Here is a 12,475-nt window from a genome sequence, read left to right as displayed (position 1 = left end):
TAATCATATGGCAAATTCCAAGCAGCCACCAGCAAATTGCTTACTTCTCCTGTTATCCAACTATCCTTATTTTACAAAATCTCAGCAAAAAATAGCGGATTATATTTCTGAAAATCCCCATGAAGCTATTCGCCAAAGCATTTCAGAAATTGCTGAGAGTACCGCCAGTTCAGAAATCACAGTTTCTCGTTTTTGTCATAAAGCCGGTTTCAATGGTCTGCAGGATTTAAAAATTGCTTTAGCTTCAGAAATCTTTACACCTTTGGAATCCGTTTGCCAAGATATCAACACCTATGATACAGTACAGGAAATTGCCTCTAAAGTATTTTATAACACAATCAACAGCTTGCAAGATACCTTAAAAGATCTCGATTCTGAGGCGGTCAATAAAGCTATTGATTTGATTTATAACGCACATAAGATTGACGTATATGGATATGGCGTATCTTCAGGTGTCGCCAAGGATATCGAAAATCATCTCCTGCGTTATTCTAAACCAGTCCATGCCTTTTCCGATCTTCATATGCAGGTAACTTCAGCTACATTGTTAACCTCTGAAGACGTGGTAATTATCGTATCCCATTCCGGTTCTAATCTTGATCTCATTACCGCCGCAAAGTTAGCAAAAGCCAATCATGCTAAAATTATTGTTCTGACAAGTTATAAAACAAGCACTCTTTGTAAATTGGCCGACATTATTCTCTGCGGTGCTGGCAGAGAGGTTACCTATCGTTCTGAAGCTACAGCTTCCCGGTTGGTTCATTTAGCCCTGATGGATATTATTTATACCGGCTTAATGATGAAGGATCCCGATAAATTTACGAAAAACATGAACAAAATGCGTCTGGAAATAGCAAAGAGGCGTGTATAATAAGGAACACCCTATTCACTTATAAAATAAAACAGCAGCGGCACGAATGAAGTGCCGCTGCTGTTTTATTTTATTTTTTATAATACTCTTTCCATTCATGATGAAACGAGCCTTCTTTATCTACCCGCTGATATGTATGTGCCCCGAAATAATCTCTTTGAGCTTGTATAAGGTTAGCACCTATCATACCCCCGCAATATCCATCAACATATTGCAATGCGCTGGAAAAAGCAGGTATAGCTACTCCATTTTGTACTGCTAAACAGATGATATCCCGCAAACTTTCTTGATTTTCGTTTATTTTTCCATAAAAAAACTCATCAAACAAAAGGTTGCTTAACTCGGGATTTCTTTCATACGCCGTCATAATTCTATTGAGAAATCGTGCCCGAATAATACATCCACCACGAAAAATAGACGCAATTTTGCAAAAATTCAAATGCCATCCATAGTGAATGGATGCCGAGCGATATAACGAAAATCCTTGTGCATAAGCCACAATTTTTGCAGTATATAAACTTCTTCGTACTTGTTCCACAAAATTTTTATTTACACAATGCTTCCGGATTGGATGCTCAATCAGCTCTGCCGCTTTGCTGCGATCTGTTATCAAATTCGATAGTACGCGTACATTGCAGGCGGTAGTAATAATCGAGACATCGACGCCCTGCCGTAATGCTTCAATACTCGTCCAACGGCCCGTTCCCTTTTGTCCTGCGCAATCAAGTATTCGCTCTACTAAAGGAGTCCCGTCAGCATCACATTCTGCCAGAATATTCGCAGTAATTTCTACTAAATAACTATTTAGTTCTCCTTGATTCCACCGGAAAAAAATCTGTGAAATTTCCTGGTCCGTATATCCGCCTATATATTTCAACAAGCGATACGCTTCTGATATCAATTGCATATCCGCATATTCAATACCATTATGAACCATTTTTACATAATGACCGGCTCCATCGCTTCCGATAAAAGAACAGCATGGCTGCCCCTCTATTTTAGCGGCAATTGCTTCAAAAACAGGTCGAATATTTTCATAGACATCAATGTTGCCACCAGGCATCAGTGCCGGCCCACTGCGTGCTCCTTTTTCACCGCCGGAAACACCAATACCAAAATAATGGATTCCTCTTTTGGATAAATACGTAAACCGCCGCTGTGTATCTTCAAAAAACGAATTGCCGCCATCCATAATAATATCGCCTTCACTCAAATAAGGAATGATTTGCTTAATTACGGTATCCACCGGTTCTCCTGCCTTAATCATTAAAAACACGCGGCGCGGTTTCGTTAACGAATGTAAAAAATTCTGCAAATCATAAAATCCCTGCACTCCGGAATGCGGTCTGTCCGTGATAAATCGCCTTGTAAATGACGATTCAAAATCATACCCCGCAACAAAAAATCCATGATCTGCCATATTCAGCGCTAAATTGCTTCCCATAACCGATAATCCAACAATGCCGATATCCATTCTTTCCATATATATGCTCCTTACATCATAAAATACTAACTTTACTCTTTCATCATACCATATTCATTTCTATTTGACAGCAAAACGAGTAGAATATATATTTTTCCCTTATCTACTTTTATGTAAGCGGGTGTATATCTCTACTTACCGCTCATGGCTACACTGTGTTGTTTATTAAATGGTTTTGTCCAAGCTTTTATAAATTCAGAAAATATCTGCTAACGTACAAACCAAGTACTACCTTATATTCTTTATCTCGACATTTAATTTTTATTGAATTTAACTATATATTCGTAATTTTTTTAATATTTATATTAAAAATTTAATCCGCTTCTATATTGCAAATGATGTATTGTCTTAGTATAATTAAATTAACACATTACTAAAAGTAATTAGTATAATTACTTTTTAGAATTTATTAATTATGTAATTATACTAATTTTTAATACATTGATGTATACATTATTTGGTATTTTTAGTTATTTTAAGGAGGTATGTATTATGATTATCGGAACCGTAAAAGAAATCAAGGATCATGAATTCCGGGTAGGTTTAACACCGGCAGGATGCCATGCTTTAAAAGAAGCAGGACACACCGTTTTAGTAGAAAGTGATGCGGGTAAGGGAAGCAATTTCAGTGATGAGGAGTACAACTCCGTAGGTGCCCAAATATTAACTAAAAAAGAAGTTTTTGACAACTCTGATATGATTATTAAGGTAAAAGAACCGTTATCCTCAGAATATGATATGTTTCATAAAGGACAAATTCTCTTTACCTATCTGCACTTGGCTCCCGAACCAGAATTAACCGCCGCACTGCTTCGCAATAAAGTTATAGGAATCGCATTTGAAACGGTACGAGATGCAAACAACTCTTTACCGCTGCTATCTCCTATGAGCCGCGTAGCCGGTCGCATGAGTGTGCAAATCGGTGCACACTATTTAGAAAAACAATATGGCGGAAAAGGTATGGTTTTAGGCGGAGTTCCCGGTGTAGAGCCTGCCCAAGTAGTTATCATCGGCGGCGGTACTGTCGGCTTAAATGCCGCAAAAATGGCGGTAGGACTTGGCGCCAAGGTTGCAGTCCTCGACATGAATCCTGAACGGCTTTCTTATATTGATGACCTATTTAACGGGCGCGTAGAAACTATTGCGTCTAATTCCTTTGAAGCTGCCGTGTGGGCAAAAAAAGCAGACCTGCTCATCAGCTGTGTACTCATTCCGGGAGCAATGGCTCCTAAAGTAATAAAAGAATATATGGTCAAGGAAATGAAAAAAGGTTCCGTTATTGTTGATGTTGCCATTGACCAAGGCGGCGGCGTAGAAACCATTGATCACGTAACGACCCATACAGATCCTATATATATAAAATATGGCGTAATTCATTATGCAGTAGCGAATATTCCTGGTGCGGTTCCCATGACTTCGACAATAGCTTTAGCAAATTCTACACTTCCTTATGCTTTGAGAATTGCCAACAAAGGCTGGAAACAAGCACTGCAGGAAGATCTGGGACTTGCTCAGGGCTTAAATACCGCCAATGGAAAAATCACATGTAAAGCAGTTGCACAAGCACGAAATTTACCATATACCCCCTTATCTGAAATACTAGGTTAATTACAATTAATCTGAAATTAAAAGGCTCTCGAAAATCCGAGAGCCTTTTATGCTATATATTGTCACCAATTATATTTTTATACGTGACTAAAAAATACGGCACAATCATGGTTAGCGAGGATGCTCAAAGATTGTGCCGTATCCTATAGTAAAAGCAACTGCAACAAAGAAAAGCTAAAAATGCAGTCCGCTGAACTACCTAAAATTTATATGTATCTCTCATTTTTTCAAGAAAAGAAATAAGACATTGAAGTTGTTCATCGGTATGCCCTGCATTCATCATAATACGAATAAGTGCATGTCCCGGCTTAACGGCAGGATACCGAAACATACCGACCATAATATTATTTTCCAGACAAGCTTCATATACTTTAACCGCTTTTTTGTCATTTCCTATAATGACAGAAATAATATAAGACGGCGTATCGTTGAGACGAAAATTCTTTTCTTCCAAAACTTGACGTAATTTTAACGAACGTTCCAAATATTGATCCATAATTTCCGGATGTTTCTCTAATTTGCGCAAAATATAGGTAATAGTGCTGGCAGTCGGTGGTTGAATAGCAGCAGTAAACAAAGATGTTCCCGATAATAGCTCGAACATGGTAATCATGTCTTTAGGGCCGGAAATTGCTCCCCCTTCCATACCCACCGCCTTAGAAAAAGACACCATGACAAACGTAGCTCTGTTCATTTGTTTGAATTCTTCTGAAAACAAGCGTTGCTCCGGACCATAAAACATAAAACCATTTGCATTATCCACATAGCTGATCGCACCATACTTTTCGCAAGCATCTAAAATTTCCTTCATAGGGGCAATAGATCCATCAGCAGAATAAATGCTTTCGAAAACAACGACAATCTTTTTATGTGTCTTAGACAAACGTTTTAATACATTTTCCAAATGTTTCGAATCATTATGCCGAAATGGAAACAGCTGTTTACCAAACTCCAAGTGTGATGCTGCTTTCCATAAACTCCAGTGGCAATCTCTATCAAGAACAAATACAGCATCACTGTTATTGATACCACAAGTAGAACTAAAGTCAAATTTACATGTCATCGCATTAATAAAACCAATATTAGCTAATAATCCGCTGGCAAAGGATAAGGAGCGTTCTTTTCCCGTAATCCGGGTTAATTCTTCTTCCATTTCTTTATGGGCACTGCTGACTCCCTGGGTAACTCGTGATCCCCCCGTGACCAGACCATATTTTTTTGCCGCCTGTAAAAAATGTTTCATTACATCAGGTTCTTGATGTGTATTTAACACATTAATACTGGCAAAATTAATGTATTTTTTATCATGGTAGGTAACGGTAGGACCTACAGGTTTTGTTGTTGTTGTTACTTCATGATAAAATCCATCTTTACAAAGCGTATCCAAAAAATAAGAAAATCCCCATATATCCCGTAAACTACTTGATTGATTTGGTTGCTGCTTCATTACCATTGATTGATTCCTCCGCCTATGACAAGCCCGTTTATTTTCTTTAATTATATAAATAAAAACGACAATTTTTAAATATACATTTATATAATGTGTAACTAGTATACTATAGGGACCGTAACTTTTCCGTAACTTTTTACTTCTAAACAAATATTTTCAGAAAAATGTATTCTTTTTTTCAACATATCTAACAAAAAATGACTGACTCCACATTACTGGTGCCAGTCATTTTTGTTTATTTCAAGCTGTTAATATAGGATTGTATGCATGCATTGGTTTCTTCTGCCCAAGAGTAATGTGCCATATACCGCCCATCATAGATAGCAATCATTGCTTCGTCTCCTTTTAACAAACGTTTATAATCACTTTCATAAAATTCGGAATGAACAAAGCGCTGCGCCGTGCCTGAAGCCAAAATAAAGCCAATTCCGGCCATATTCAATATTTCTCTCAATCGTTTGTATGTCACACGGCAGAGTGCCTGTGTTCCCGCATCATATGGACGATCAGCCCAAAGATGTCCTATAATTTGCTCTGTCGTTACACTGCCGCCATCCGCATCAACAAGCACTGCCAAAAGTTCTTTCGCTTTTTCACTGTTAAAATAAAGAAGTTTATGATTCACATATACATCAAAAAAAGGCAATGTTCGTATACACACCTGTTTCGTCGGTGTGTATATAATTTGTTCCGCTTTTTCTATCGCTTGACGGATACATTCCTTATTATATGGCTTAAGTATATAGCTAACTGCTTCCGCATCAAACGCATCTAATGCAAAGGTATCATATGCCGTCAAAAACACAATTTTTGTGTTGCTGTTAATCTTTCGCAATATTTTCGCCAATTCCAGTCCCCGTACTCCCGGCATCTCAATATCAAGAAAAGCAATATCTATCGTATGCTGTTCTGCATATTCTTGTGCTGGAGACGCTTCTGTAAATGTTTTCAATGTTGTAACCTTTTCCATTGTATGAATGATATATTCAAATTTTTCGACAGCAGCTACTTCATCATCTACATATATAATGTTCATACCCGGTCATCCCCTTTTTTAGGTATTTGTATCATAACTTTTGTGCCTCTTCCAATTACGCTTGTAATCGTCATTTTGGCTTGAAGCATGTATTCCAAACGACTGCGGACATTCATAATTCCAATAGACGCATGACTATCTTTCTGCAGTGCTTCCCAATCAAAACCCACTCCGTCATCTTCAATTATAATGCATATTTCTTTCATATTTTCTGCTGTTTTCAGCATAACTGTGCCACCTTGAGATTTGCTCCTCAATCCATGCTTAACAGCATTTTCAACAAGTGGTTCCAAGGTAAGCGCCGGCAAAGAAAAATTTGCAGCATCAATATTATAAACCATGTGTATCTTATCCCCAAAACGCAGCTGTTCCAAGGCTACGTAGCATCGAATATGTTTCATCTCTTCTTCAAAATTAACCAGCCCCTGACTTTGCAAGGAATTAATATTCGCTCTAAGGTAATTAGAAAATTGTATAATGGCATCATCGGCCTTTTCCGGGTGAATCAAACAAAGTCCGCTAATAGCATTCAATACATTAAAAACAAAGTGAGGTTGTATCTGACTTAACATGACACGAATACGGCTTTGGGCCAATTCCCCCTGCATTTCCTGCACTAAAGAAGCTTGCTGCATCTTTTCCCGTACAAAATCACCGGCAATAATACATTGTACTATCGTAAAAAACAACAATCCTGCCTGAAATACATAAATCCAATAAAAATGAACAAATGAATAATGTACAATTTCCGCGATGGTGCAGCTCGTAAGCACGCTCACAGATACAACCACATATTTAATGCGTTTTTCCATATGCATTTTATATTCCCGTATAAGAAAAACCATTTCTAATACCAACATCGCCCATGCGGGAGATAAAAAAGCATCTGATCCCCGACCTTTTTGAAACAAACAATACCCAACAATACACAATGTCCATAAAAATATCATTACGTTAGCCGTTTTAATATGCGACTTTTTATTAAGAAATGTTGATAAATAAATAAGAAGAAACTCACAAATCAACATTTGCGATAAGTAATCAATAATGTTTATTAATCCTGGGTAAGGAAACAATAAGGTAATATATTCATAATCAATAAAGGTACATACAGCCCCGGATATAAGCAACATGGCACAAGAAAAAAATTGTTCATAAATATCAATCTTAAACAACCGCAGAACACTCATACTGAACAAAAGAGCAAGTCCAATAATCAAAAGCATACTGCTGATAATAATTTTTGCAGCATTATGCTGCAGTTGGTGAAGCAGCAGTGCGTAGGTTTCCCCACTGCTGAATTTTCGTAACCACAATGTCAAGGCTTCGGGATAATTGCCATCCGTTGCGCGTTGTAAATGTATAACTAATTCATCCTTTGGAGTAATACCAGGACTATCAAAAGAATCCCACCAAGTATAATCATCTCCTTCTTCATGATAAATGTCCTGCCCATTCAGTTGAATATGTACTTGCAAACGGGTGATATACATCATAATTTTTTTATCTTTAGGAATATCTTGTTTTACATGTCCGCGAAGAATAAGTTGATTATCATCCGGTCCGATAGAAATATCTTTTAATTGTTGAAATGGGATAGGTGCATCGGAAGACATTCGCTGATAAAATCCTTGCATAGAAATAGCTTTCACAGTATGACTTGTATCATCCGTATCTATGGGCCTTAAAAACATAAAGAGGGTCACAATAGTAACACCCAATAAGATATACATATACAGTAAAAATCTATTTGGTTTATAATTTTCCAAGTTGGATTCCCCCTACCCTTTCCCTTTTTTATTATACAATATTTATTTCAGAGAGCAAAAAAAACATCTCTTCCAATATAATATATTCTTACACAGATGAGATGTTTTTCTTACTTATTTTCTTTTATAATATTACTTACAGTCAACATGCTACTCTCTATTTCCAAAAATCAAGCCATGAGTACCTACTGTATTGTCATAGATAAAATAGTATGCGTAAACAATGGTTTATATTGATTTTCCGCAACAACGGGCACTGTAAAAACAAGACTGTACATAGTATTATTTCCCAACACTATATACTGTTCTTGATAATAATCCGTTCCTGCCCTGTTAATCGTATAAAAAAAATAAATAGCCTTATGACTTGCTACGGTTGTAACCCCGGAACTTTCCATCGCCGCTCCCTGAGACTTTAAACGTTGCTCCAGTGTTGGAAGCGCTGCCTGCAGTTGTTCTTCCTGCTCTGCCATCGTTGTCCCATTGCGAATTTGATTGACTCTAACAGTCATAAGCACTCCTGTTTTCTTATCTCCTGCTGTTAATTGTGTCATACCTGATTCTGTCTGTAAATATTGAAATTCCGCTGGAACATCGATATTAAAACCACTGCTTTCACTATGGTAAGATTGGTATTCCGTTGCAAATGCCGTCGAAAAAACTAAACAAAAAAAACTAGTCACCATTATAAAAATTCGCTTCATCCTATCAAACTCCCCTTTAAATTTTTATTTCATTATAAAATGAAACAGGTGATTTGTCTAATATTCTTTTTCAACACAAGCTTTCCGTTAAAATACGAATCACATCTTCCCGCGTCAATACGTGATATCCCCCTTTTAAAATAAAAACGGAATCGCATATGTCTTCCATCATATCTGCAGTAACCCCAAAATCCTTTATACTCATAACACAGCCAATTTCTTTTAAATACGCTTCCATTCGATCCAATCCCTCACCAGCTATTTCTTCATCACTCTTATTTTCTGTGCGGACATCCCAAACACGCTGAGCATATCGTTTAAATTTTTTTAATCCGTAAGGTAAAATAAACCGATAATACGGCATAGACACTGAAGACAATGTCATACCATGTGTATCATCCGTATAAGCAGCAACTGCCTGTCCTAACATATGCACCATCCAATCTGTCGATTTACCTTTAGCAATCAAAGTATTTAACGCCCAAGAAGCAATCCACATAATATTACTTCTTGCTTCATAATCACGAGGAGTTTCCACCGCAATCCGGGAACTGTGAATCAGTGATTTCAACAAGCCCTCACTAATATAATCGGATGTATTGTCATCTTGGCCGGAAAAATATTGTTCAAGAATATGTGACATAATATCATAAATACCAGCTACCATTTGATAGCGCGGCACGGTAAAAGTAAAAACAGGATTTAGAATAGAAAATTTTGGAAATACCGCCGATCCAAAAACACGTCCTATTTTTAACTTTTGTTCATGGTTAGTAATAACAGCTCCCCCGTTCATTTCTGAACCAGTCCCAACCATAGTTAATATACAACCTACAGGAATAACTGCATTATCCACTTTCTTCATTTGTAAAAAATATGTATCCCACGGATCTGTTTCACAATAGGCAGAAACAGATACCGCTTTAGCATAATCGCAGACAGACCCCCCACCAACTGCTAAAATCAGATCAACGTGGTTCTGGCAGGCTAATCGACTTCCTTCGTACACTTTCTCTATCGTTGGATTCGGCATTACTCCCCCATCTTCAATAATAGTTTTGCCAGCTTCCTGCAGTATGGAAATGATTTGGTCATAAATACCATTTCTTTTAATAGAACCGCCGCCATATACCAATTGTATTTTTTTCCCATAATGGACAAGTTCCTTTTTTAGGTTATCCAATGCTTTATCGCCAAAATACAACGTAGTCGGATTAGAATAACAAAAATTTCCTAACATGCCATATCGCTCCTTTTACTGTATCTGTCTCCATGAAAATATATTTATCCTTAACTACAAAAAACAAAATATATAATTATGTTTTTTCGTGCAATAACAAGATCATATCATACCAGACAGCACCTCCGTGCAAAGAACTCGACCGCCCCTCACACGTATATCCAAATTGTTCGTAAAAAGGAATTAAATATTTTTTACACGTCAATATAACAGCTTTCCTATTTTGTTCATAAGCTGCTGCAATATATGCCTTCATCAACATTTTAGCAATTCCCTGGTGCTGTTCTGATGGTAGTACGTCTAATCCAAAAACCATTTGATAATCTGCTTTATCATCATGAAGCATCGTAGATTCATATAAATCATCTGTCAGTTTTCGTTGTTTAGTCACACAGCCATTAATAAACCCTATAACTTTTCCTTTTTTTTCAGCTACAAGAAAAGAATGAACAAAAACATGCATCCGCTCACTAAGACGTTTATACGTTGCCGCTTCAGCTTTTGGAAAACATTGCTGTTCTATATATACAACACGGTTTAAGTCTGACCTTCTGGCTGCTCGGATATTAATTTCCATAAAAAGAACTCCTCATATACTACTCGATTCAATTTATCTAACATATATATTTTGTTCCCATAGTACCTTCACACGGAACAAAGGCGATGACCCGACCGGCCATCGCCTTTATGAAAAGCGGCATATATGTGAATATGGACATATCCCCTATTCCGTTGTAAGAATCACCGTCATGCAGTCTCTTTTCCTACTCAGACTATTTGCTATTTAAGTGCCTTTTGGACTCACATCCTTTGACCTTACAAACAGTCTCTCATTGATGCATTAATATAATGTTTCATACACAATCCCAATAACTAATAGTTTGCTTTTCAACATGCTACCGGTCATCTGGGCAAGAAGTATACTGCGTGATTCTTTTCCAATGCTTTTAACGGGTAACATTCCATATCCCTTCCGCTTTTTACACTTTTATTATATCATCAGTATATTTTTAAGTAAATACCTTTTTATTATTTTAATTATACATATTAATCATCATTGTATATGGATCGTCTCTGCTTACCTATATTCTGTAAACATGTTCTTGTTATTCTTATTTTTCCCCAATTATATGCAGCAACTCTTCATTAATAAACCCATTGGCAGCGCAAATATCCGCATTGCAATCAACCTGTATCCTTTTACCGGTATAATCGCTTACACGTCCGCCCGCTTCCTGCACTAATATAATTCCCGCCGCCATATCCCAAGGCTTTAAATCTCGTTCAAAATAACCATCATATCGTCCCGCTGCTACGTATGCCAAATCTAAAGCGGCACTGCCTGAACGACGAACATCTAAACAACGGCAATATACCTTTTGGAATACATCCCAATTTTGTGGAATAAACTGCCGATCATAAGGAGATGTCCCAATCGCCATAAGAGATTTTTCTAAGACTTCATTTTCGGTAACATGAATCGCTCGTCCATTTAGAAAGGCTCCTTGTCCACGAACAGCATAAAAAGTTTCCTCCGTAAATGGATTGTAAATAACTCCAAATTGCAAATCCTTTTTGTTATAATAAGCTAACGACACTGCACTTAACCCCACATGACGGATAAAATTTTGTGTGCCATCAATCGGATCGAGTATCCAATAGCTGGTATCTGGTTTAATGTAAATACGTTTCTGTTCCTCAGCAATCAAAATAGTCTGGGGATCCAGCCGATATAATTCCTGACGCAAATACTCCTGAACAGCTACATCAACCTGTGTGACAAAATCAGACCTTCCTTTAACAGTTACTTTAATTTCTCTTGTATCATCTACAAAAAACGGTCGAGTTGTTTGAACAACCCGAATAATCTTTTCATAATCCATGATATTCTCCTGCAATATGTATTTTATACAACATAACAATATATCTAAAGCCTCATGAGATTGTCCCTCAGTATCTTGTTCACCTAAATAAATATTATCTACTGTCGTTTTATAATTCTAATTAATTATACTAACAGATTCTCTTACATATATGTGATTTCGGTTACAGAAAACTGACTTTTGTAAAATATTTGCGCGTAAATTAGCAAATTTATAATTTAAACATAATATGTATTTTGTTCTCTTAATTTTTACTTTTAATGAGAGTAATAATCATCGTCATATTTCTGCCTTCAATTTTTAGAGGATTATCGACATGAGTAATTTCCGAAAGATCCATGTTATCTTTCTCTGCAATTTGTCGTGCATACCGCAAAAACATAACTTCCATTTGGATTTATTCGTATTGCTAACTCCACGAACTTCGCAAG

Annotated in this window: 11 protein-coding genes; 2 read left to right on the top strand and 9 right to left on the bottom strand. The window is 36.9% G+C overall.

Annotated features, from left to right (window positions below; all coding sequences use genetic code 11):
* Positions 1–7 precede the first annotated feature (7 nt).
* Entirely contained in the window at positions 8–871 is an 864-nt protein-coding gene (locus NXG62_RS10355) for a MurR/RpiR family transcriptional regulator (protein ID WP_427112331.1), read from the top strand.
* Between the two features lie 70 nt (positions 872–941).
* On the opposite strand, the gene gnd is transcribed toward NXG62_RS10355, so the two are convergent.
* Positions 942–2,354, bottom strand: coding sequence for a decarboxylating NADP(+)-dependent phosphogluconate dehydrogenase (gene gnd, locus NXG62_RS10350; RefSeq protein ID WP_427112330.1), 1,413 nt, complete (start codon positions 2,352–2,354; stop codon positions 942–944).
* 492 nt (positions 2,355–2,846) lie between these two features.
* Here gnd and ald point away from each other — a divergent pair, with 492 nt between their 5' ends.
* Positions 2,847–3,962, top strand: coding sequence for an alanine dehydrogenase (ald, locus tag NXG62_RS10345; RefSeq protein ID WP_427112329.1), 1,116 nt, complete (start codon positions 2,847–2,849; stop codon positions 3,960–3,962).
* A gap of 199 nt (positions 3,963–4,161) precedes the next feature.
* Here the strand turns inward: ald and NXG62_RS10340 are convergent, their stop codons facing one another.
* The 8 genes from NXG62_RS10340 to NXG62_RS10305 form a co-directional block, all read right to left on the bottom strand.
* Positions 4,162–5,415, bottom strand: a complete 1,254-nt coding sequence (locus NXG62_RS10340; protein ID WP_427112328.1) for an aminotransferase class I/II-fold pyridoxal phosphate-dependent enzyme — start codon at positions 5,413–5,415, stop codon at positions 4,162–4,164.
* 232 nt (positions 5,416–5,647) lie between these two features.
* On the bottom strand, positions 5,648–6,448 hold the full coding sequence (locus tag NXG62_RS10335) for a response regulator (protein WP_427112327.1): 801 nt from the start codon (positions 6,446–6,448) through the stop codon (positions 5,648–5,650).
* Complete coding sequence (locus NXG62_RS10330) at positions 6,445–8,217, bottom strand: sensor histidine kinase (protein WP_427112326.1); 1,773 nt, start codon at positions 8,215–8,217, stop codon at positions 6,445–6,447. The genes NXG62_RS10335 and NXG62_RS10330 overlap by 4 nt, the downstream gene beginning before the upstream one ends.
* 185 nt (positions 8,218–8,402) lie before the next feature.
* Positions 8,403–8,921, bottom strand: a complete 519-nt coding sequence (locus tag NXG62_RS10325) for a hypothetical protein (RefSeq protein ID WP_427112325.1) — start codon at positions 8,919–8,921, stop codon at positions 8,403–8,405.
* A 70-nt stretch (positions 8,922–8,991) separates the two neighbouring features.
* Positions 8,992–10,161: an iron-containing alcohol dehydrogenase gene (locus tag NXG62_RS10320; protein WP_427112324.1), complete on the bottom strand. Its 1,170-nt coding sequence runs from the start codon at positions 10,159–10,161 to the stop codon at positions 8,992–8,994.
* A 76-nt stretch (positions 10,162–10,237) separates the two neighbouring features.
* Entirely contained in the window at positions 10,238–10,738 is a 501-nt protein-coding gene (locus NXG62_RS10315; protein ID WP_427112323.1) for a GNAT family N-acetyltransferase, read from the bottom strand.
* Positions 10,739–11,273: 535 nt separating this feature from the next.
* Positions 11,274–12,044 (bottom strand): inositol monophosphatase family protein, encoded by a 771-nt coding sequence (locus NXG62_RS10310; RefSeq protein WP_427112322.1) that lies wholly within the window; start codon positions 12,042–12,044, stop codon positions 11,274–11,276.
* 244 nt (positions 12,045–12,288) lie between these two features.
* Entirely contained in the window at positions 12,289–12,435 is a 147-nt protein-coding gene (locus NXG62_RS10305; RefSeq protein WP_427112321.1) for a hypothetical protein, read from the bottom strand.
* Positions 12,436–12,475: the final 40 nt, after the last annotated feature.

The organism is Megasphaera sueciensis (assembly GCF_050219315.1).
Classification (GTDB): domain Bacteria; phylum Bacillota; class Negativicutes; order Veillonellales; family Megasphaeraceae; genus Megasphaera_A; species Megasphaera_A sueciensis.
Note: the sequence above shows the minus strand (reverse complement) of the source record. Positions and strands in the feature narration are given on the sequence as shown.

What these genes read in the sequence shown, in the direction of transcription:
- NXG62_RS10355 (WP_427112331.1), top strand. Translation starts at nt 8, where the DNA reads ATGGCAAATTCCAAGCAGCCACCAGCAAATTGCTTACTTCTCCTGTTA.
- gnd (WP_427112330.1), bottom strand. Translation starts at nt 2,354, where the DNA reads ATGGAAAGAATGGATATCGGCATTGTTGGATTATCGGTTATGGGAAGC.
- ald (WP_427112329.1), top strand. Translation starts at nt 2,847, where the DNA reads ATGATTATCGGAACCGTAAAAGAAATCAAGGATCATGAATTCCGGGTA.
- NXG62_RS10340 (WP_427112328.1), bottom strand. Translation starts at nt 5,415, where the DNA reads ATGGTAATGAAGCAGCAACCAAATCAATCAAGTAGTTTACGGGATATA.
- NXG62_RS10335 (WP_427112327.1), bottom strand. Translation starts at nt 6,448, where the DNA reads ATGAACATTATATATGTAGATGATGAAGTAGCTGCTGTCGAAAAATTT.
- NXG62_RS10325 (WP_427112325.1), bottom strand. Translation starts at nt 8,921, where the DNA reads ATGAAGCGAATTTTTATAATGGTGACTAGTTTTTTTTGTTTAGTTTTT.
- NXG62_RS10320 (WP_427112324.1), bottom strand. Translation starts at nt 10,161, where the DNA reads ATGTTAGGAAATTTTTGTTATTCTAATCCGACTACGTTGTATTTTGGC.
- NXG62_RS10315 (WP_427112323.1), bottom strand. Translation starts at nt 10,738, where the DNA reads ATGGAAATTAATATCCGAGCAGCCAGAAGGTCAGACTTAAACCGTGTT.
- NXG62_RS10310 (WP_427112322.1), bottom strand. Translation starts at nt 12,044, where the DNA reads ATGGATTATGAAAAGATTATTCGGGTTGTTCAAACAACTCGACCGTTT.
- NXG62_RS10305 (WP_427112321.1), bottom strand. Translation starts at nt 12,435, where the DNA reads ATGGAAGTTATGTTTTTGCGGTATGCACGACAAATTGCAGAGAAAGAT.